General features: G+C 64.8%; 20 protein-coding genes and 1 tRNA gene. 5 read left to right on the plus strand and 16 right to left on the minus strand.

What is annotated here, in order from left to right; all coding sequences use genetic code 11:
* Positions 1–51: 51 nt before the first annotated feature.
* Positions 52–143: transfer RNA gene (locus ACFC3J_RS10640), tRNA-Ser, on the minus strand.
* A 229-nt stretch (positions 144–372) separates the two neighbouring features.
* On the opposite strand from ACFC3J_RS10640, the gene ACFC3J_RS10645 reads away from it, so the two are divergent.
* On the plus strand, positions 373–1,185 hold the full coding sequence (locus ACFC3J_RS10645; protein WP_375196141.1) for an EipA family protein: 813 nt from the start codon (positions 373–375) through the stop codon (positions 1,183–1,185).
* A gap of 4 nt (positions 1,186–1,189) precedes the next feature.
* Here the strand turns inward: ACFC3J_RS10645 and dinB are convergent, their stop codons facing one another.
* From dinB to ACFC3J_RS10665, 4 genes are read right to left on the minus strand one after another with little or no spacing between them, the layout of a single operon-like run.
* Positions 1,190–2,272 carry a DNA polymerase IV gene (gene dinB / locus ACFC3J_RS10650; RefSeq protein ID WP_375196142.1) on the minus strand — a complete coding sequence of 361 codons (1,083 nt, stop codon included), beginning with the start codon at positions 2,270–2,272 and terminating at the stop codon, positions 1,190–1,192.
* A 45-nt stretch (positions 2,273–2,317) separates the two neighbouring features.
* Positions 2,318–2,869, minus strand: coding sequence for a hypothetical protein (locus tag ACFC3J_RS10655; protein WP_375196143.1), 552 nt, complete (start codon positions 2,867–2,869; stop codon positions 2,318–2,320).
* Complete coding sequence (locus ACFC3J_RS10660; protein WP_375196144.1) at positions 2,866–3,390, minus strand: DUF177 domain-containing protein; 525 nt, start codon at positions 3,388–3,390, stop codon at positions 2,866–2,868. Before ACFC3J_RS10660 ends, ACFC3J_RS10655 begins: the two co-directional genes overlap by 4 nt.
* The gene (locus ACFC3J_RS10665) at positions 3,387–3,902 is read right to left on the minus strand and encodes a ubiquinol-cytochrome C chaperone family protein (protein WP_375196145.1); all 516 of its coding nucleotides are present in this window, start codon (positions 3,900–3,902) and stop codon (positions 3,387–3,389) included. The genes ACFC3J_RS10660 and ACFC3J_RS10665 overlap by 4 nt, the downstream gene beginning before the upstream one ends.
* Before the next feature lie 140 nt (positions 3,903–4,042).
* On the opposite strand from ACFC3J_RS10665, the gene ACFC3J_RS10670 reads away from it, so the two are divergent.
* Positions 4,043–4,558: an outer membrane protein assembly factor BamE gene (locus tag ACFC3J_RS10670; RefSeq protein ID WP_375196146.1), complete on the plus strand. Its 516-nt coding sequence runs from the start codon at positions 4,043–4,045 to the stop codon at positions 4,556–4,558.
* On the opposite strand, the gene ACFC3J_RS10675 is transcribed toward ACFC3J_RS10670, so the two are convergent.
* The 11 genes from ACFC3J_RS10675 to ACFC3J_RS10725 form a co-directional block, all read right to left on the minus strand.
* Positions 4,555–5,439: an NAD-dependent epimerase/dehydratase family protein gene (locus ACFC3J_RS10675; protein ID WP_375196147.1), complete on the minus strand. Its 885-nt coding sequence runs from the start codon at positions 5,437–5,439 to the stop codon at positions 4,555–4,557. The two genes, ACFC3J_RS10670 and ACFC3J_RS10675, sit on opposite strands and share 4 nt — an antisense overlap.
* Complete coding sequence (locus tag ACFC3J_RS10680) at positions 5,436–6,419, minus strand: ATP-grasp domain-containing protein (RefSeq protein ID WP_375196148.1); 984 nt, start codon at positions 6,417–6,419, stop codon at positions 5,436–5,438. The genes ACFC3J_RS10675 and ACFC3J_RS10680 overlap by 4 nt, the downstream gene beginning before the upstream one ends.
* Complete coding sequence (locus ACFC3J_RS10685) at positions 6,416–7,132, minus strand: metallophosphoesterase family protein (RefSeq protein ID WP_375196149.1); 717 nt, start codon at positions 7,130–7,132, stop codon at positions 6,416–6,418. Before ACFC3J_RS10685 ends, ACFC3J_RS10680 begins: the two co-directional genes overlap by 4 nt.
* A gap of 95 nt (positions 7,133–7,227) precedes the next feature.
* On the minus strand, positions 7,228–8,352 hold the full coding sequence (locus ACFC3J_RS10690) for a glycosyltransferase (protein ID WP_375196150.1): 1,125 nt from the start codon (positions 8,350–8,352) through the stop codon (positions 7,228–7,230).
* Positions 8,353–8,449: 97 nt separating this feature from the next.
* Positions 8,450–9,202 (minus strand): sulfotransferase domain-containing protein, encoded by a 753-nt coding sequence (locus ACFC3J_RS10695; RefSeq protein WP_375196151.1) that lies wholly within the window; start codon positions 9,200–9,202, stop codon positions 8,450–8,452.
* Positions 9,199–10,335, minus strand: a complete 1,137-nt coding sequence (locus ACFC3J_RS10700; RefSeq protein WP_375196152.1) for a glycosyltransferase family 4 protein — start codon at positions 10,333–10,335, stop codon at positions 9,199–9,201. Before ACFC3J_RS10700 ends, ACFC3J_RS10695 begins: the two co-directional genes overlap by 4 nt.
* 136 nt (positions 10,336–10,471) lie before the next feature.
* Positions 10,472–11,710: an outer membrane beta-barrel protein gene (locus ACFC3J_RS10705; RefSeq protein WP_375196153.1), complete on the minus strand. Its 1,239-nt coding sequence runs from the start codon at positions 11,708–11,710 to the stop codon at positions 10,472–10,474.
* Positions 11,710–12,285, minus strand: a complete 576-nt coding sequence (locus ACFC3J_RS10710; RefSeq protein WP_375196154.1) for a polysaccharide biosynthesis/export family protein — start codon at positions 12,283–12,285, stop codon at positions 11,710–11,712. Before ACFC3J_RS10710 ends, ACFC3J_RS10705 begins: the two co-directional genes overlap by 1 nt.
* A gap of 138 nt (positions 12,286–12,423) precedes the next feature.
* Complete coding sequence (locus ACFC3J_RS10715; protein WP_375196161.1) at positions 12,424–13,266, minus strand: sulfotransferase; 843 nt, start codon at positions 13,264–13,266, stop codon at positions 12,424–12,426.
* Between the two features lie 21 nt (positions 13,267–13,287).
* Positions 13,288–14,511, minus strand: coding sequence for a DegT/DnrJ/EryC1/StrS family aminotransferase (locus ACFC3J_RS10720; protein ID WP_375196155.1), 1,224 nt, complete (start codon positions 14,509–14,511; stop codon positions 13,288–13,290).
* A gap of 18 nt (positions 14,512–14,529) precedes the next feature.
* Entirely contained in the window at positions 14,530–16,674 is a 2,145-nt protein-coding gene (locus tag ACFC3J_RS10725; RefSeq protein ID WP_375196156.1) for a polysaccharide biosynthesis protein, read from the minus strand.
* Between the two features lie 358 nt (positions 16,675–17,032).
* On the opposite strand from ACFC3J_RS10725, the gene ACFC3J_RS10730 reads away from it, so the two are divergent.
* The 3 genes from ACFC3J_RS10730 to ACFC3J_RS10740 form a co-directional block, all read left to right on the plus strand.
* Complete coding sequence (locus ACFC3J_RS10730) at positions 17,033–18,220, plus strand: glycosyltransferase family 4 protein (RefSeq protein WP_375196157.1); 1,188 nt, start codon at positions 17,033–17,035, stop codon at positions 18,218–18,220.
* Positions 18,217–18,813, plus strand: a complete 597-nt coding sequence (locus ACFC3J_RS10735) for a sugar transferase (protein WP_375196158.1) — start codon at positions 18,217–18,219, stop codon at positions 18,811–18,813. The genes ACFC3J_RS10730 and ACFC3J_RS10735 overlap by 4 nt, the downstream gene beginning before the upstream one ends.
* Positions 18,776–19,510: formyltransferase family protein (locus tag ACFC3J_RS10740; RefSeq protein ID WP_375196159.1), on the plus strand; the 735-nt coding region annotated here is incomplete at its 3' end. The genes ACFC3J_RS10735 and ACFC3J_RS10740, both read left to right, overlap by 38 nt.

Raw genomic sequence — 19,510 nt, forward strand, 5'->3', positions numbered from 1 at the left:
AAGCAACCCACGCCAATTCCCCTAAGTAAATCAATGACTTAAAGGGAAAGGTGGCGGAGACGGAGGGATTCGAACCCTCGGTAGCCCCTTAAGGCTACGACGGTTTAGCAAACCGCTGGTTTCAGCCACTCACCCACGTCTCCGCACGAATTTGCCCACCGGAAAGATGAGCAGTGGCTAGGTCTCGGCCTATAGCGACGGCTTTCGTCCATGGCAACGGTCCTTGATCAGGAAAAATGGCGCGAATTTCGAATATCGGATTCGGACTGGCGCGGAATCGACTCGGGTCGCCGTTCGTTCATTGTCGTTTCAGCTTGATAGCCGATAATCTGACGGATCATCTAAGGCGGGCCTTTTCGGGAGTATCGGGCAATGATCGGGATAGTGGGGCGGATATCCAGCCGCATGGCGCGGGCCGGTGCGCTGGCGGCTGCTCTGGCCGGAATGGCGCTCGCGCCGGTCGCGGCGCAGGCACAGGTGCGCACGGTCGATCCCAACATGGCGATCGATTCCGATCTGTCGCCTGCGCCGCAGCAGAACAGTGCGCCGACCGAGCCGGGCGTGGACAGCAGCGTGTCGTCAGCCCCCGGCACGCCCTCCGACAGCGGCGCGGCCTACAGTCCGCCGCCTATCAGTTCCGGCTCGACGGCCACGGGCGCGCCGGTGACGGCCAATTCTCCGCCCGCAGCGCTTGCCCCCGGCGAATCCTATCAGGAAGATGACCTCATCGGTGCGGCCGAAGGCGTGTTCGGCAAGGGTGCGGAAGGGCTGGCCGGAATCATCGAGAAGATCCTGAAGGATCAGGGCCGTCCCAATGCCTATATCGCCGGGCGCGAAGCTTCGGGCGCGTTCGTCGTGGGTCTGCGCTATGGATCGGGCACACTCAACCACAAGGTCGAAGGGAAGCGCGAAGTCTATTGGACCGGCCCGTCCATCGGTTTCGATGTCGGCGGCAATGCCGCCAATACCTTTGTGCTGGTCTATAATCTCTATGATACGCAGGACCTCTATCACCGCTTCCCCGCGGCGGAGGGCACCGCTTATCTGGTGGGGGGGTTCACCGCCAGCTATCTGCGCTGGGGCAGCGTGGTGCTGATCCCGATCCGGCTGGGCGTCGGATACAGGCTGGGCGTCAATGCCGGCTATATGAAGTTCACCGAAAAGCGGAACTGGCTGCCCTTCTGAGCGGTCAAAGCGAGAGGCGGAGCTGTTCGCCCGCCTCTCCGTCCTGCTCTTCATGATCGAGATTGTGAACGCCCAGACCCAGCAGCCGGGCGCCCATCCTTAACGGCAACTGGGCACGCAGCAGGACGCGCCCCGTTTCCGCCAGCAGTTCCGCGGACCGGACGGGGCTGCCGAAGCTTTTCGACCGGGTGATGATCCGGAAATCCGCGAACTTGACCTTCAGCACGACGGTGCGGCCATAAGCGCCGCTCCGTTCGACCCGGCCCCAGAGATTTTCCGCGATCCGGTCGATTTCGTGAATCAGCGCTTCTTCGCTGCTGAGGTCGTCGAAGAAAGTGTCCTCCACGCTCACCGATTTGCGTTCCTGCCGCTCATGTACAGGGCGGTCGTCCAGACCCCGCGACGCGCCATAATAATAATGGGCGGCGCTGCCGAAATGATGCTGGAGAAAGGCCAGATCGCGGGAACGCAGGTCAGCGCCGGTTTCAATGCCCAGCGCCTGCATCCTTTTGGCCGTGACCGGGCCGATGCCATGGATGCGCCGCACCGGCATTTTCGCGATGAAGGCCGCGCCTTCCTCCGGCCGCACGACGCAGATGCCGTCGGGCTTGTTCTGGTCGGAGGCGAGCTTGGCGATCAGCTTGTTGTAGGAGACGCCCGCCGAAGCGGTGAGGCCGGTTTCCTCGCGGATCATGCGGCGGATCTCTTCGGCAATGCGGGTAGCGGAGGCCAGCCCCATCTTGTTCACCGTGACGTCGAGATAGGCCTCGTCCAGCGAAAGCGGCTGGATGATGTCGGTGAAGCGGGAAAATATCGCCCGCACATGGGCCGACACGGCGCGATAGACTTCGAAGCGCGGCCGCACGAACAGCAGGTCAGGACACAGCCGCCTTGCGCGCGCCCCCGGCATGGCGGAGCGGACGCCGAACTTGCGCGCTTCATAGCTGGCCGTGGCCACGACGCCGCGTGGCCCGCCGCCGCCGACCGCCAGCGGCTTGCCGCGAAGGCTGGGATCGTCGCGCTGCTCGACCGACGCGTAAAAGGCATCCATGTCGATATGGATGATCTTGCGCGACGGGGATTCCATGGGGGTTCTATGCCATAGCGCGGAACGAAAGGAAAACAGGCAAGCCTATTTGCGGCGGAGAACCCGCAAATTGTCGAGCAGCCATTCCAGATGCGCCCGGCTGATCCGGCTCCACACATTATAGGTGCAGCGCTGGCCGCCAATCCGCAGATAAGCGAGCGAATGAAGGCCCGCGCCGCCCGGATTGCCCGCAGGATAGGCTTCCGCCCCTTCCTGGCCATAACCGGCAAAGGAGGGCCTGGGCAGATGGGCGAGGTCGCGGAAATAGGGCCACTGGCCGACAAGCCTGCGTCGCTGGGCCTTGGAGTCGGCCTTGTCGCCGGGCAGCAGGCCGGTGCCGGCAAAGCCATAAGCGCTGCGCAGGCCCGGCAGGTCGAAAGCAACGGCCCAGCCGCCACTGAAGGTGGCCGCGCGGGGCGTTCCCTCAGCATTACCGGGGGCGGCAAGGGCCAGCGGCGCGCAGGATTTTCGATTTTCCGCCTTCGCCCATTCGGCGCGGGCACGCCTTTCCCCGATCAGGGATGATGATTCGGCGGCAAGCGCAGGAAGGGCACTGAAGAGAATGGCAAAGGCGGAAATGGCTCGCGATCCCCTCATTTCCTGTCCTTGAGCGACAGCAAGGCGGCAAAGGGACTGGCCTGTTCCTCGCTCAGCACGCCCGCGTCACGCAGGACGCTGTCCGCCTCCGGCGAGCGGGGATAGGGCGTCATCGCGAGCGCAACGGTTTCGGCCACGGCCTCGCCCATATCGAGTATCTGGCCGTCAAAGCCGATGGTATCGCAATCCTCCGCATCCAGCTCCAGTTCTTCGCTTTCCGGCTGGTCGGCGCCTTCCCTGACGAAGCGCAGAACGAAATCCGTGTCCACCTTTTCCGGCACCGCGACGCCGGTGGCAACGCAAGGCTGAGCAAGTTCGGCCCGCACCCGCCCGCGGGCGAAAATCACGCCATTGTCTTCGCTCAGCGCATAATCCGCTTCCAGTCGGTCCAGACCAAGCAGATGGAATCGCCTGGCCAATGCTTCGCGCTCCGCAGCATCAGCGGTGATCGTCACCGGCTGCGCATGGCGGGCAAGCTGGTCGATCCGGACAGGGCGGGAAAATTCAGGTGTTTCAGTCATCCAAGGTCTCCGGCCATCAGCGCATCGCGGCTGAGACAGCCAAGTCGCACCCAGCGCCCGCGCAAATGTGATTCGACATGGGCCAGCGCCCCGGCGGAGGGCATCTCTCCACGATAAAGATTGCGGGTCAACGCTTCGGCCAGATCCGTTTCGCCGGCCAGGGCCGCACGATAGGCGGTGAGCCGGCCGCCCAGCGCGCTCACCATGCGGCCGATATGCTTGCCCACGACAACGTCGCCAATGCCTTCCTGCCGCAGCTGTCCATCCATGTCGTCGACGAACAACTCGGTCAGCCAGACGCTTTCCTGCGCCGAGCCCAGCGCCTCCAGCCGAATCAGCGCCTGCGCGAGTATCGCGACGATCATGTCGAACCGGCCGTCGATCGTGTCGGGCACCTGACCTTCCACATACCAGTGGGGCTGTCGTCCCTCCGCTACGATGGCGTTGTAAAGGGCACGCATCGCGTCCTTCGGATCGCTATGCGCGAACAGACGCTGGAAGATGCTGGGCATGATGAGACTGTTTCCTGGCTGAACCGAGCGGCGGCCCCTTGCCGAGACCCCCGCATTTCCATATTGATCGCCCAGCCGCCCGATGCAATGGCGGCTTTGTTTTTCGGCCAAGGTCCGGGGTCGCCCCGCAGGAGAAGTTCATGCGCCAGTTCAGCCGCCAATCCCGCAGCGGGCGGATCTTGCTTGCGGCAGGCCTGTGCGCACTGCTTCTGGGTGCGTCGGGCTGCACCCGCATCCGCACCCATCAGGGCTATCAGGTCGACAAGCTTCTGGTCGATTCGGTCCAGCCGGGCATCGACAACCGCGCATCGGTGGAAGGCACGCTGGGCCGCCCGAGCTTCGTGGCGCAGTTCGGCGATCAGGACTGGTATTATGTCTCGCGCGACATGCGCTCGCTCGCCTTTTCCAATCCCAAGCCGGTATCGCAGACGATCCTGCACGTGAAATTCGATGCGGCGGGCAACGTCGTCGCCGTCGACCGCATGGGGCTGGAGCAGGTTGCGCGCATCTCGCCTACGGGCGACAAGACGCCGACGCTGGGCCGCCATCGCAGCCTGTTCCAGGAGATTTTCGGCAACATCGGCGCGGTCGGCGCTGGCGGCATGGGCGGCGGCGGTGGCGGCAGCAACACCGGTGGCGGTCCCAACGGCAGCTAGGCCAGCAGCGATCGCAGACCGTCTTCCAGGGATATTGGTCGATAGCCCAAAGTTCCCAAACGGGTGATATCAAGCGCCGAAAAGCCCCGATCCTGTCCGTCCGAGGGTTCATGGATGACCGGCGCGCCGGTGAGGGCGGAGAGCCGCTGCGCCAGTTGGGCAATCGTGGTCCGGACGCCGCTGCCCACATTGAAGGCGCCCTGTCGCCCGCTCTCCAGCAGCAGGAGCAGCGCCTGCACGACATCTTCGACATGGACGAAGTCGGCCCCGAACAGACCCTGACCGCTGATCCGGATCGGCTCGACCTGCATCGCCGCTCCTGCCATGGCGGCCAGCGCCCCTGCCCGCTGGCCCGGTCCGTAGGACGAGGCGATCCGCATGGTCTGGAGCGTCACGCCGCTGCCCCGGCAGCGTTCCACGGCATAGATTTCCTGCGCGATCTTTGAGCCGAGATAATAGCCCCTGCTGCGCGGAAACAGGGCGGCTTCCTCGTCCGGCGGGTCCGTTGAAGGGGCATAGGCATTGGCGCTGCAGGTCTGGACGATCCGGCCCACGCCAGCGCGCACCGCCGCATCGACCAGATGCAGTGTACCCAGCGCGTTCACGCGCAGGCAATGGGCGGCCTCTTCGGGATCATCATGGCTGGCGGGGATGTGGGCCGCCACATGGATCAACGCGGCGCAGCCCGACAGACTCAGGCGCGCATCATCGGGCGCGCCCAGGTCAAAGGGCCGCCACTCGTCCTGCGGCTCGCTTGCCGGGGGACGGCTCCGGGCGAGATGGCGGATGCGATGGCCCCGACGCCGCAGGGCATCGGCAAAGTGGCGGCCGATGAAGCCGGACCCGCCCGTCAGGGCCAGCAACGACGATCCGGCGATCATTGCACGGCATCGATCCGGTCCTGCGACACGAACATCTCGTCGAGATGGCGCAGAATGACTCCGGATCGGATCGGCGGCTGGAAGATGGGTGTGCCGTCGAGCAGTTTGCGCACGCACATCTCGACCTCGTTGAATCCGGCCATGGCGCGCAGCGGCGTAGTGCCGGAAAAGCGGGCATTGATCTCGAAGACGCGGGGCGTGCCATCGGCAGCGGTTCGGAACTGGAAATTGGCTGGACCGTGGGGCTTGAGCGCCTCGCCCAGCAGGCGGACCTGCGCGTTCAGTTCCGGATAGTCTCCGGTATAGGCGCGGTAGGTATTGCCGTCGCGCAGGTCCCGGCGCATCACGATGGACGCCCGCACAGCGCCGTCGAAATAGAGGACGCTGGCGGTATATTCCTGATCGGCCTCACCCGCGCATTGCTGGACGACGAGTCCTTGCCGCCCCTCCAGCGCCTGCGCCAGTTGGCGGGTGTCACGCACCAGCGACACGCCTACCGACCGCGCACCGATGCGCGGCTTCACGATCAGCGGGAAGCCGACCGCTTCTACCAGCGCCGCGACCGCCGCAGCGTCTTCCGACGCGGCCGAGGCTGGATGCGGCAGGCCCACGCTCTCAAAGAAACGCGCTGTTTCCAGCTTGTCGTCGGCGATGGCGACCACGCGCGGGTCGCTGACGAGGATATGGGTGTGGAACAGCGCCTCCAACCGCAGGCGCTGTGCGGCGAACCAGGGCAGTTCGACATCCGTTCCGACCAGCACGAGATCGGGCCGCTCGCCGTCCAGCAGTTGATGGATGCGGTCGCCAAAGCCGGGGTCATCGGCAAGAGGCAGACGGTAGGCCCTGTCCGCCCAGTAAAGACCGGCTGAGAGCGGATTGGGGTCCGCCGCGATCAGGGTGCATTCCAGCGTCGATTGTCTCAAGGATTTGATGATGCCCTGCCCCAGCAGGGCGCCGGCGCCGGTGACGAATATCTTCATGCGAAAAACCGGCAGAGCCGCTCCTGCGTGGTGGCGGAAAGGGTGGTGGCGCGGATGGCGTGCATCTGATCCTCCGGATCGAAATCGATATCGCGGGTCTCGACGTTCACAAAATCTCCCCTGATTTCAATCATCGCCCACTTTGGCGTCCGGTCCTGATCATCGCGAGGCTGACCAAGCGAGGCGAGGGTGAAAATGGTGGCAGCGGCACAATCATAGCGGCGCTGCCGGTGGACATGACCGAACAGGCCGTAGAGAAACCCTCGCGCCGCCAGAGTTTCAGCCGCCTCTTCCGCCTCTGGGGCTGAACGGATGTAGCGCCAGTCGCCGAAGGCGAAGGGATTGGCATGAGCCGCGAACAGCGTGCCGGTCGACCAGCTTTCCCGCCAGTCGAACGTGCTCATGCTTCCAGCCGGAATATGCGCCGCGGTCCAGTCCACGCTCTCGCGCAGCCAGTCGGGCAGGTCGGCGCGATAGGCCGAAGCCATGGGCGAAGATTGGTAGAGCAGATCATGATTGCCCTTGATCAGGATCGCTCCGTCGCGGGCCGCCGCACCCTGCACCAGTTCCAGCGTCTCCAGCGGCTGCACCCCATAGGTCAGCAGGTCACCCATGATCAGCATTGCGTCGAAGCCTTCCCGCCGAGCCGCGGTGAGCGCCAGTTGCAGCGGGTCGCTTGCCGCATGAATATCCGTCAGGGCCGCTATGCGCATGGCATGTTTCCAATCCGGGTCCGCGTCCAATATTATCATGAAGATCCACCGGAGCGCGGGTGCAAGGCGGATATATCCCTAATCGCCGCGGGGGATCATTCGGCTGGCGCCATTCCGCGGGGCAGGCCATGGCGAAAGCGCCGGGAGCGCAACTCATCGTAAAGGGCGAGATGGGCGGCAGCGCAGCTTTCGATCGAAAAGCGCCGGGCCGTTTCCAGCGCACCCCGCGACAGGGCGGCATAGCGCGTCTCGTCGCTCAGAATGCCGACGATGACCTGAGCGAGCGCGGTGGAATCGGACGGCGGGACGAGCTGACCGTTTAGGCCGGGGACGATCATTTCCCGATTGCCCGCCACCTGCGTCGCGACGATGGGCAGGCCGCTCATCGAGGCTTCGATCAGCGAAATGGGAAATCCCTCCCATAACGAACAGTTCACGAACAGGTCAGCCTGCCGCATCAGCGAATCGACATCGCTTCGGGCGCCCAGCAATTCGACCGGCTCCCCCGCCGCGAGGGCCTGAAGCGGCGCGAAATCAGGGCCGCCGCCCGCGATGCAGAGGCGCGCCTTCCGGCCCTGCGCCGCGAGCGCATCCGCCAGAGGCCGTGCGGCCTGAATCAGGGTAGGATAATCCTTCTGGTCCGACACCGTGCCGACCGCGAGGATCATCGGGTCATGGGCGGGCTTCAAACGCGGCCTATCCGCCCGAAAGCGCGGATTGGCCGCGTTCAGGATCATGCGGACAGGCTTGCGGCCATGGATCTTCAGAATCGCCTCGCACTGGTCGCTGATCGCCACATAGGCGTCGACGACCCGGTTGAAGAAGCGAAAGGCGGCGGGCGGGAAGGACAGGCGGCTGTTATGATGGGTCAGCACCACCGGCACCCCAGGCATGGCAAGCGCGATCAGCGGCAAGGCGCGGGCCGTGTGCGTGTGGATCACGTCCGGCCGTATCGAACGCAGCGCCCGGCGCAGCGCCAGCGCCCCCCCCAGCCAGTTATTGCGATTGGCCAGAGCCAGAGACAGCGCCGTTGCGCCACTTCGCCCGACGCGCTCCATCATCTTTCTTTCCGTATCGGCCGCGTTGCCGACCTGCACCGCATCGCTCAATGTTAGGATCGCCGCATCATGGCCGTCAGCGGCGAAGGCCTCCGCCAGATTGCACGCCAGCATTTCCGCCCCGCCCGAGGTGAAGCTGGTGATGATCGAACAGATGCGCACGGCTATAGATCAACGCCGGTCGCGGCCAGCAGCCTGAGCGCGCGGGGCGACAATTCGGCACGGCACCGGGTCAGCACCAGATCGGCCTGATCGGCGCTCAACCAGTCAGCGAAGCCACCCGCCCTGCCGCTGCGCATCCGCATGCTCTGATCGTCATTGCGGTCATAGTCATGACCCGGAATGCCGCCGTCCCGTTCTGCATCCGGTCGAATTGCGCGGCAGCGATGGCACGGACAAGAATGTCCGGCTGCGGCTGCACGCCAAGGAAGCAGAGGATGCCCGCCACGGTAATGCCCGGCTCCGCCAGCATATGTTCATAGCTGATCAGATGATGCGGCCGCCCGGCCAGTCCCTCTGCCCAGCCGTTCAGATAGCGGGTCAGCGCCGCCAGCCCATATTTCGGTTCATCGAGAAAGGCCGCCATGTCGCCTGCAAAACTCTTCTTGTGGCGGGTCGCATGAAAAAAGGCGGATACGATCACATCGCGTGGATCGCGAACCAGGAACAGCGCCGGCCGATCAAGGAACAGCCGGTCGCGATAGGGCAGATGGCTGACCAGGATCAGCGGCAGATCGGCTTTATCGCGTCCTACAAAGGCATCGATGCCGCGCACGGGGTCACGGTCGAAATTGGGCAGGATGCTGAAGGTGCTGGTAAGGTCCGGCTCGAAGCCCAGCCCCGCGCTTTCCGCGAAATAGCAGGAGAGCAGATAGCGCAGCCATGTCCGCCCGCTCTTGGGATAGGAGACCAGAAAGGCGTCGGCCCGCGCAGCCGCCAGGCGCAGATGCGGTTCGTCCCGCAAACGGCGGCGCATCGCCCGCGCAAAGCCCTTCAGCGACATCATGTTCATGATCCTGCCTTCACCCGATGATGGTCCAGAACGTTGGTGATGACCGACTGCCAGCGGGCCAGCACTTGGTCATGACCGAATTGCGCCATGCGTTCCCGTGCCTCAGCTCCCAGCATCGCCCGGCGCGGGTCGTCGGCGCAGAGGGCGGCGATCGCCTGCCCCAGAGCATCGACATCGCCGTTGGGCACCAACAGGCCGCTGCGATCCTGCTCGATCATTTCCGCCGGCCCCCATTGGCAGTCGAAGGAAATCACCGGCAGCCCCGCGCCCATCGCCTCGCCCACGACGATCCCCCAGCCTTCGAAGCGGGACGACAGCACGAACAGGTCGGATTGCGCGATCCACTCCCCCGGCTTTTCCGTGACGCCGGGCAGGCTGACCCGATCGGTCAGGTGCAGCCGGTCGCGCTGGCGCTCCAGCGCTTCGCGCTCCGGTCCCTCGCCCCAGATCACCAGCTTCCAGTCGGGAATCAGCGGCGCCACGCGGGCGAAGGCGGCCAGCAGCAGGTCGAAGCCCTTTTGCGGCACCAGCCGCCCGACGGCGCCGATGGTCCGCCCCTCAGGCCGTCGCTCTGCCGCAGAGATGGCGGGTGGCACGGGATTGGGGATCACCCACCCCCTCACCTTCATGGTGGCGGCGAACCAGTCCATCGCCCCCTGCGTCATGGTGATCAGCCCGACGGCGCGGGGATAGGTCATCCGCCGCAGCCGGCTCCACACCGGCCCCACGCTTTGCAGGGCGGGATTGTTGCGTTCCGAGACGATGACCGGAATGTGAAGCGACCGGCAAGCCAAGACCGCCAGCACGTTTGTACGCGTAAGGAAGCTGACGACCAGTTCGGGCCGCAGTCGCTTCAGCACGCCTTTGAGCAGACTGTGCCGCCGCAGCATGGCGAAGGCGCCCGACGCAGCGGCCCGGCGCCGCGATTTCATGCCCAGCCGGATGATCCGCACATCGGGATGATGGGGATAATAGGGTGGGACCGACGGGTCTTCGAACGCGATCAGCGCAACCGACCAGCCCTGCACCGCGAAATGGTTGCACAGCAGGCTGACGATATGTTCCGACCCGCCCGCGCCCAGCCCCGGCAGGACGAACGCGATGGATGGGGGCCTGGATGCTCTTACCAGCATGGCGGCAGGGTCCTGTATAAACACGCAGTTACGGCATTCAGTGTCCCCGCCGCTCAGGTCCAAGTCCATTGCGCGAAGGGGGTAGGATCTGCCTCTTTGGGCAGTGCCGTTTCAGTTTGGGGCAGGCCGCAGGGCATCAATAATGCACCCGCAGTTCCACCCCGACGCGGGTGCGGTCATAATCGTCCAGCGAACCGGTGCTGTTGCGCTTCGACCAGCGCGCATTGGCCGCCAGGGCGACGCGGCGGTTAAGCGCATATTCCAGCTCGCCGGTGATGCCATAGATTTTCTCGGTCAGGCTGGTCCCGAAATATTTGCTGCGGCGATAGACCAGTCCCACCTCACCGCGCAGATTGTGACGGATTTCCTGTTGGACGCCCAGCCGGAAGCGCATGTCCTCGCGCGATTGCACGCCCACCCGATAGGTCGCGACGTTGCCGACAAAGCCGTCCAATGTGATCGCCGTGCGGGGCTGGGGGGCGTAGGTCAGGCCGATCTGCGCCGACATGCGGGTTCGCGGCGCGATGCGGCTGTCCTTCGGGTCGAAACGATAGACGCCGACCGCCGCTTCGCCGCGCAGGGTTCCGCCCGGATCGATGGCGATGCCCGCCCGCCCGCCATAGGTGCGCGAATCCCGGTTGAAATCGCCGGACAGCGGCGTCACGCGAAAATCCCGTTTGGATGCGAACCCTTCCACAAAACCGCTCATCAGCGGAGAAACGCGCAGCATCACGCGGGCCAGCGCGCCCACATTGTCGAGGTCGCGATTGGAGTCGATCGCCTTGCTGTAGCGGAAATGCGATGCCGACCCGCGCAGCATGAAGCCGATTTTCGCGCCCTGATGGGTATAGGCAATGTCCCCATCCAGCGCGTTCAGTTCACGCGGCCCTATGGAGGGCAGCGTATTGCCTTCCGGCTCGCCGCGATCCTCGATGATATGTTGCCAGCTCGCCGCTGCCGCCAGCCTGTCGGATTCCGACGGGGTCCAGTTCAGCCCGGCAGCGACCTTGCCGCCGATGGCGTCTTCGCTGTCATATTTGAAATATTTGCGGAAATCCCCCTCGGCCCGCGCGTTGATCGCGACCGCGCTGCCCTTGCGGTTCAATTCGACATAGGGGCGGAAGAGCATCCGGAAGTCGTCCTTCTCGCCAAAGGCCTGCGCGTAAATATTGCTGTCATATTCAAGGCGCGCCGCCCCGCCAATCTCGACGGTTGCGCTGCCCAGCGTCAGTGGGGTCGGCACGAACAGTGCCTCCGGCGCGTCGAGCGCGGTCGTAGGCGATTGCAGATCCTGCGCGCGCGCCAGAGAGGCTGGCAGGACGCCCAGACCGAGCATCAGAGCTGCAGCCGCGCTGCCCGAAGCGGTCCTGGGCATCAGAACCACTTTTCGTAGATGCGGACGGTGTCGCCCGGCTGGATCATGTCACGCTCGCCAGCGCGCCCGACCACCTGCCTGCCATCCACCATGCGGGTGATGGCAACGCTGCCCTGCTCGGCCCGGAAGGTGTAGCCGCCCGCCACCGAAACCGCCGCCAGCACCGACATGCCTGCGCGATATTGATATTCACCCGGACTTTTCACCTCACCCAGCACATAGAAGGGGCGCAGCTTGACCGGCTGGACGCTGACGGTCGGCGCGTTCAGCAACTGCCGCTGCACCAGTTGCTGGGCGATGCTGGCCTGCAATTCGGGCACCGTCTTGCCGCCCGCATCGACATCGCCCAGCACGGGCAGCGAAATCTGCCCCCGATCGTTGATGACATAGCTGTCGTTGCCCGGTTCAGCGGCATTGAGACCGGGGATCGTTACCCTGACCTCGTCTCCTGCCCCCAGCCGATAGGCGACGGTCGGCGCTGCGGGCAGGCTGGAAAGGCCCGAAAGACCGCTCGAACAGGCCGTCGACAAGGCGAAAAGGCCAAGGCAAACACCATGATAAAGACGGTTGCGCATCTGCTTCCCCTCTTGAATTACTGACGAAAGTTTAAGCCCTTTGGCCGATTCCGGGGCGGGCAATAACGGGTCGGAGCCGGGCAAAAAGGAGCGAGGCGACACCGCTTTCGGGATGATTCAAAGGAGAGCGGCCGCCCTTCAGGCAGCCAGTCGCCGGTCCTGCTTCCAGTGGCTGAGATCGCGGCCGATGAGATTTTCCAGCTCTTCGATATCGCGCGCATAATAGTCTGCCATGCGCTGGCGGAGCGCCGGGGAGAGCGGTGGATAAGCGATCTGGCGCGCAAACAGGCCGCGAACCTTTTCGAACATCGGATGGCCGCGCAGCGGGCGGGCGGCTTCCTTGAGCGGCGCCAGCGCCGTGCGCACCGGCAGGGGCAGAAAACGCTCGCTGCTGTCGTTGCGCGGATCGGAGCCGACCGCCTGCGAATAATGGCAGGGCACGCCGATATGGTCGTTGACGATAGCCACTGTGGCTTCAGGTGCGGCCTTCACATCCTCGAACAGGATCACTTTGATCTGCCCGGAGTCGAAATGCTCCAGCCAACGGCGCAGATGCCTGGCGTAAAGCCCGTCCTCCAGAAAGCGGGGCTGATCGCTGGGGCGGCCATCCAGATAGGCCTCCGGCCCCTGCGTCACGGTGCCCCGCCGGAACAGCATCTTGTAATCCGAATAGGCGCGATCAACCGGATTGCGCAGCTGCACCACGAGCCGCGCCTTGGGCAAGGCGGCGGCCAGACGGGCGGCCGCTTCGGGATGGGCGAGATAATCGGCGGATTTTTCCCCCAGTATCTGCTCCGGCCGCGCGCCATCGAAAAAGCGGCGATAATGGTCAAGGCCCAGATGATGGTCCTGACTGAAAAAATGCGGTTCGGGCGCGGGCAGATAGACCGCCGGATTGTCCCGCAACTGGTCGTGAAGCCAGGTGGTCGCGCCCTTGACGGCGCCGATGATGATGAAATGCGGCAGCCGGTCGTTGGTCATCGTCATGATTTCCCTTTTCAGTCAGCCTTGCAGCTCGGCCATTGCGATTTCGAGGCAATTGGCGAGGCGATGCATGTCATTTTCGTCCAGCAGATGATCGACCGGGAAAGCGATGCTGCGGCGCCCCAGATCCTGCGCGACCGGCAGCCCCCCGTCGCGGCGCACGTCCATCCCGGCAAAGGCGGCTTCGCGCGTCATGTCGGCGCACGAACCGCTGCCCACCGGCATGCCCATGCGCGCCATCCGGTCGACGATTGGCGCCGTCCCCGTTTCACCCAGCCGGTCGGCGGCGATGGTCACGTAAAGCCGGTAAAAGGCATGACCCACCGGCGCCGGAACATGCGGCACCTCCACCGCGGGATCGTCGCCGAGCAGCCGCATCAGCACCTGCGCATTGCGCCGCCGCCGGTCGAGCCAGGCTGGCAATTTCGCAAGTTGCAGACGGCCGATGGCCGCCTGCATTTCAGTCATGCGCCAGTTGCTGCCGAAACTGTCATGCAGATAGCGAAAGCCGTTGCCCGTCGCGACGGCAAAGAATTTGTCCGGATTCTTGCCATGGTCCTTATAGGCCCAGGCGCGCTTCCAATGAGCGTCGTCGCGCAACAGGACCATCCCCCCTTCCCCGCCGGTCGACATGATCTTGTCGGTGCAGAAGGAGAAGGCAGCGGCATCCCCGAAGCTGCCGACCGGACGGCCATGCAGCGTCGCGCCATGCGCCTGTGCGCAATCCTCCACCAGCCACAACCCCTTTTCGTCGGCCAGCGCCCGCAGCACGGCCATGTCGCATGGCCAGCCCGCCAGATGGACGCACAGGATCGCCCGGCTGCGCGGACTGAGCATGCGGCGGACCGAGGCTGGATCGATGGCGTTGCTGACCGGATCGATATCGGCGAAGACAGGCGTTGCACCGACAGCGACGATGCAGGCGGCGCTGGCGAAAAAACTTCGCGATGGCAGGATCACCTCGTCGCCCGGTCCCACGCCCAGCGCCCGCAGCGCGAGTTCCAGCGCAACCGTGCCGTTGCTGACCGCGATGGCGTGGGGCACCCCGCAAAAGGCAGCAAATTCCTGTTCGAATGCACGGGTCTGTTCGCCATGGACCATGGAATTGACCCGGCCGCTTTCCAGAATGTGGGCGACCGCGGCGACTTCATCCGGCTCATGCTGCGGCCAGCGCAGTTGGGGATGATCGAGCGGACTGAGACGAAGCTGGATCGGGGCTTGGGCAGGGGCGGCTTGCATCATGAGGTCACTCCAGCGGGATCAGGCGACATCGCGAGGGAAGTGGGGCGGCGAGGAAGGCAGCGCGGCGGACGGTTCCGCCGGGCGCGGCATCATGAACAGCGTGTCGCTGCTTTCCGCCGCCAGCCGCCGCAAAATCTCCGCCCAGCGCGAACTGGCGGAAGCCGCGACCATCTCATGGGTCAGCCTGACCAGCTCTTCCGCATCCCCTGCCGCGATCAGCCGGGCGAGCTGGCCGAAACCTTCCACCAGCATTTCGAGCGGGATGGGCGAAGGCATCGCTTCGAAAATGCCGGGAATGGCGCTTTCGATCTTGTCCTCACTGGTGTCGAACAGTTCCTCGAACAATTTTTCGCCTGGGCGCAGGCCGATGAACTTGATCGGCACGTCGATCTCCGGCCGCAGTCCCGCCATGCGGATGACGCGCCGGGCGATCTCGACGATCTTGACCGGCTCGCCCATGTCGAGAACGAAGATGGTGCCGCGTTCCGAATCCGTCTCCAGTGCACGGGCGCTGCTTTGCAGGATCAGCAGCACGGCCTCCTGCACCGTCATGAAGAAGCGCTCGATATCCGGGTGGGTAACGGTCAGCGGTTTGCCGCTGGCGAGCTGATGCTGGAACAACGGGATCAGCGATCCGCTGGACCCCAGCACGTTGCCGAAACGCACGGTCAGGAAACGCGGGCTGTCGGGATCGCAACTGCCGATCAGGTCAAGCGCCTGACAATAAAGTTCGCCCAGCCGCTTGGTCGCGCCCATCAGGCCGACAGGATTGACCGCCTTGTCGGTCGACACCTGAATCATCGCCCGCGCCTCGAATTCGCACACCGCATCGGCAACGTTGCGCGTGCCCAGCACGTTGGTGTGCACCCCGGCGCAGGGATTGGCCTCCACCATCGGCACATGTTTGAGCGCCGCGGCATGGAAGACGATTTCGGGCCGCCGCCGCTCAAACACCTGCCAGAGCGCCGGACGCTGACGGATCGAGCAAAGCTCGGCGTGGAAGCGGACATGGGGGAATTTCTCCCGCGCCTCCATTTCTATGGCGTAGAGATTATATTCGCTGTGATCGAGCAGTACGATCTCCACCGGCGCGTAATGGGCAAGCTGACGCACCAGTTCGCCGCCGATCGTGCCGCCTGCCCCCGTCACCATGATTCGCGCGCCGGTGACGACCCGCTCCAGATAGCTGTGCTGCACGGTGATTTCCGGCCGCCCAAGCAGCTCGGCGAGCGGCATCTTCTCGATCGCCATGCGATCGCCGTTCAGGGGGGCCGCGCTGGTCCAGGGATTGCGGAAACGCGAAACGACCAGATTTTCCTGCTCGGCCAGAGACGCGATCCGCAATATCTGCTGCCGGTCGAGCCGTTCGCTGCTTTCCTGCACCACCAGGCTGACCGGCCGCCTCCCTGCCCGATCGAGATCGGCCACGATCTGCGGCAGCATGTCGGGCGACCCCAGGATCGGCAGCCCGCCGACATGCAGCCGCCGCTCATGCCCGTCAAAGGAGATGACGCCGACAATCTCCAGCCCGCTGTTGGCGTCGGTGGGGACAAGATCCGCCATCACTCGCGCCCAGTCCAGCTCCCCCAGCAGCAATATCCGCCGCCGCGCCTGCGCCGAACGGCGCAGCCGGGCAGACCGGACCCGCCGGAAAAAGGCGCGCCGGACAACCCGCGCAGCCAGCAGGGCAACGACGGTAAGCGGCACGTCGACCGTCAGGAACACCGTCATCGGCCCGCGATACATTTTCTGGGGGACCAGCAGACCCGCCGTGATCATCCAGATGAGCCAGCTGCTGATCAGCAGGCTGATCGCCAGCGGCAGGGCATCGCCGATCGATACGAAACGCCAGCTATGCCGATAGGTCCCGATGACGAACAGCGCCGCCAGATTGGCGCCGATGAACAGCGCAGTGAACCATGGTTCGTGCAGCGTTTGCGGCATGGTCAGGTCGGACAGGATCAGACGCGACAGCGAAAAGCTGCCGAGCATGATCAGCGCGTCGAGCATCAGGATGGTCGCCAGACGCAACGCCCAGAAGCGGGTCGGATTTTGCGCGGCGAAGGCGCGGATCGCAGCCTCCAGACGCGGCCACATGGTCACGGGCGGCGTTGCCCCGTCCAATATTGTTGCGTCCTGCCTGGCCGGCGCGATGTTCGGCATTCCGATGTCTCCGATACATGGTCCGGCGACTGCATGAATCGGATTGGGGGGAAACGGCCGTGACCAACCGTCTACAGCCCGACCACACAATCGCCGGTGGTCATAAAGCTATAGAAACAGGTGGTTCGCCGTAATCGGTCGATCAGCTATCATCCTTTATCCCATGCCGCACCCCAGCGAAGCCGGTGACATCCCATTAGGGCTATATCGCCGTTCCGGGAGAGGCGGACACTGGTGACAGGCGGGAGCGGAAGGGCCGCTTCTGCCTCAAAGGGGTAATCTACCGATGCACCCGGCGGGCGCGGCCCAGGCTGTGATACCCCCTGCCATGCAATGCAAACGGGAGGATAATGGGCCAGTGAAAGTCGTGATCCTCTCCAGTCTCGCATGGTCCTTGATCAATTTCCGCGGCGCGCTGATTGCCCGGATGGTTGCGGAGGGGCATGAAGTCATCGCAGCCGCGCCCGATGAAGAACCCGAAATACTGGCCCGGCTCGCCGCAATGGGCGTGGGTTTCCGCCGGACGCCGATGGCGCGCACCGGCACCAACCCGCTGCAAGATGCCCGCACGCTGTTCCATTATATCCGGTTGCTGCGGGCGGAACGGCCCGATGTCGTGATCGCCTATACGCAAAAGCCGATTATCTATGGCGGGCTGGCGACGCGACTGCTTGGCGGCATGCGCCTGTTCGCTATCATGAGCGGCCTCGGCTATGTGTTCAGCGAGGAAGCTGACGGGCGCCGCTGGCTGCGGGCAACCGTTTCACGGCTCTACCGCGCGGCGGTCCGCAAGGCGGGTTGCATCTTCGTCTTCAACGGCGACGATCACCGCGTGATGCTGGAAAGCGGCATCGTAGCGCCGGACCAGCCGGTCCTGCAGGTGCCGGGGTCCGGCATCGACATCCGGTATTTTGCCGAACGCCCCCTGCCTGAAGGTCCCTTCACCTTTCTGATGATCGGCCGCCTGATGCGCGACAAGGGCGTCGGCGAATATGTGGAGGCGGCGCGGATCATCCGGGAAACGCGCAAGGATGTGCGCTTCCTGCTGCTGACCCGGCCGGAAAACGAAAACCCGACCGGCTACAGCAACGCCGACCTGGAGCAATGGCGGACGGCCGGGCCGATCGAGTTCCTGCCAGAAACGCGCGATGTTCGGTCGTTCCTGGCATCGGCGCATGTCTTCGTGCTTCCCTCCTTCTATCGCGAGGGGCTGCCGCGCACGATATTGGAAGCGCTGGCGACCGGGCGGCCTGTAATCACCACCGATATGCCCGGCTGCCGCGAGCCGATCCGGGAAGGCGTGAACGGCCTGTTGGTGCCGCCCCGCAATGCCCCGGCGCTGGCCGCCGCGATGGAGCGGATGATAGCCGATCCCGTGCAGCTCGGGACGATGGCGCAGGCTGCGCGGCGGACGGCAACCGATATCTATGATGTGGATAAGGTGAACAGGCTGCTGCTCGACGTCATGCAGTTGCACAGGAACAGCCTCGCGACGGCGCCGGTCCCGGCGCCCCAACCCTCGCCATTGAGGCCGGAGCGCATATGAAGGCGCGCCTTCGACCGGCGGCGCTGGCAGCGTTGGCGCTCCTTATCCTGCTGGCGCCCCTGTTGCTCCTGCTGTCGGGCCTCGTCCTGTTGAGCATGGGACGGCCGGTGCTGTTCCGTCAGCAGCGCAGCGGACAGGGCGGGCACGTCTTTCCCATGATCAAGTTCCGCAGCATGCGGGACCTGCACGACGCAAAGGGCATGCCCCTTCCGGACGCGTTGCGGGTGACGGCTCTCGGCCAGTTCCTGCGCCGCTCGCGGCTGGATGAATTGCCCGAACTGGTGAACATTGCGCGGGGGGACATGGATTTTGTTGGCCCACGCCCCCTGCTGCCGCAGACCATTGCCGCCATGCGCGAAGATGGCGCGGAGCGCGGACGGGTTCGGCCCGGCCTAACCGGCCTCGCCCAGGTCAGCGGCAATACGCTGCTGACCGTCGAGGAAAAGCTGCGCTTCGACCTCTGGTATGTGCGCAACCGCTCGGCATGGCTCGACGCGCAGATCATGGCCCGCACGCTGCTGGTGGTGATAGCGGGCGAAAAAAGGATCAACTGGCATGTCGACGAAGCGCGCCCTCCTCATTGGGGCCGTTGAAACCGCCGGGGTCGCCTTCGACGCGATCATGCGGCATCCGGGCTGGGAGTTGGCGGCGGTCGTCACGCTCGACCCCGCCTTTGCGGGACGTCATTCCGACTTTGTCGATCTGGAACCGGCCGCGCGGGCGCAGGGCTGTCCGGTCATCCATGTCGACAACATCAACCGGGACGAAGCCCTGACCGCCATGGCGCAGGCAGCAGCCGACATGGCGTTCGTCATGGGCTGGTCGCAGATTTGCGGGGCCGCCTTTCGCGACCTCTTCTCCGACCGGGTCATCGGCTATCACCCAGCCGCCCTCCCCCGCCTGCGCGGACGGGCCGCCATTCCCTGGACCATCCTTCAAGGCGAGCCGATCACCGCCGGATCGTTGTTCTGGATCGATGCGGGCACGGACACTGGCGACATCGTCGACCAGCAATATTTCCATGTCGCGCCCACGGAGACGGCGGCCTCCCTCTACGCCAAACATATGCATGCGCTGGCCGTGATGCTGGATCGCACGCTCGACCGGCTCGCGGCCGGAGACATGCCGCGATCGGCGCAGGATGAAAGCTGCGCCACATGGGCGGCCCGGCGGACGCCCGGCGACGGGCTGATCGACTGGCGCCAACCGGCGGAGGATGTGTTGCGCCTGATCCGGGCGGTGGGTCATCCCTATCCCGGCGCCTTCACCCGTCTGAACGATGGAGACCTG

Source organism: Sphingobium sp., from assembly GCF_041987595.1.
Taxonomy (GTDB): domain Bacteria; phylum Pseudomonadota; class Alphaproteobacteria; order Sphingomonadales; family Sphingomonadaceae; genus Sphingobium.

Excerpts from the sequence above, each read along its gene's own strand:
- ACFC3J_RS10680 (WP_375196148.1), bottom strand. The coding sequence starts at position 6,419 with ATGAAGATATTCGTCACCGGCGCCGGCGCCCTGCTGGGGCAGGGCATC.
- ACFC3J_RS10665 (WP_375196145.1), bottom strand. The coding sequence starts at position 3,902 with ATGCCCAGCATCTTCCAGCGTCTGTTCGCGCATAGCGATCCGAAGGAC.
- ACFC3J_RS10655 (WP_375196143.1), bottom strand. The coding sequence starts at position 2,869 with ATGAGGGGATCGCGAGCCATTTCCGCCTTTGCCATTCTCTTCAGTGCC.
- ACFC3J_RS10710 (WP_375196154.1), bottom strand. The coding sequence starts at position 12,285 with ATGCGCAACCGTCTTTATCATGGTGTTTGCCTTGGCCTTTTCGCCTTG.
- ACFC3J_RS10645 (WP_375196141.1), top strand. The coding sequence starts at position 373 with ATGATCGGGATAGTGGGGCGGATATCCAGCCGCATGGCGCGGGCCGGT.
- ACFC3J_RS10715 (WP_375196161.1), bottom strand. The coding sequence starts at position 13,266 with ATGACCAACGACCGGCTGCCGCATTTCATCATCATCGGCGCCGTCAAG.
- ACFC3J_RS10725 (WP_375196156.1), bottom strand. The coding sequence starts at position 16,674 with ATGCCGAACATCGCGCCGGCCAGGCAGGACGCAACAATATTGGACGGG.
- dinB (WP_375196142.1), bottom strand. The coding sequence starts at position 2,272 with ATGGAATCCCCGTCGCGCAAGATCATCCATATCGACATGGATGCCTTT.
- ACFC3J_RS10720 (WP_375196155.1), bottom strand. The coding sequence starts at position 14,511 with ATGATGCAAGCCGCCCCTGCCCAAGCCCCGATCCAGCTTCGTCTCAGT.
- ACFC3J_RS10670 (WP_375196146.1), top strand. The coding sequence starts at position 4,043 with ATGCGCCAGTTCAGCCGCCAATCCCGCAGCGGGCGGATCTTGCTTGCG.
- ACFC3J_RS10700 (WP_375196152.1), bottom strand. The coding sequence starts at position 10,335 with ATGCTGGTAAGAGCATCCAGGCCCCCATCCATCGCGTTCGTCCTGCCG.
- ACFC3J_RS10685 (WP_375196149.1), bottom strand. The coding sequence starts at position 7,132 with ATGCGCATAGCGGCCCTGACGGATATTCATGCGGCAAGCGACCCGCTG.
- ACFC3J_RS10735 (WP_375196158.1), top strand. The coding sequence starts at position 18,217 with ATGAAGGCGCGCCTTCGACCGGCGGCGCTGGCAGCGTTGGCGCTCCTT.
- ACFC3J_RS10660 (WP_375196144.1), bottom strand. The coding sequence starts at position 3,390 with ATGACTGAAACACCTGAATTTTCCCGCCCTGTCCGGATCGACCAGCTT.
- ACFC3J_RS10705 (WP_375196153.1), bottom strand. The coding sequence starts at position 11,710 with ATGCCCAGGACCGCTTCGGGCAGCGCGGCTGCAGCTCTGATGCTCGGT.
- ACFC3J_RS10675 (WP_375196147.1), bottom strand. The coding sequence starts at position 5,439 with ATGATCGCCGGATCGTCGTTGCTGGCCCTGACGGGCGGGTCCGGCTTC.
- ACFC3J_RS10695 (WP_375196151.1), bottom strand. The coding sequence starts at position 9,202 with ATGAACATGATGTCGCTGAAGGGCTTTGCGCGGGCGATGCGCCGCCGT.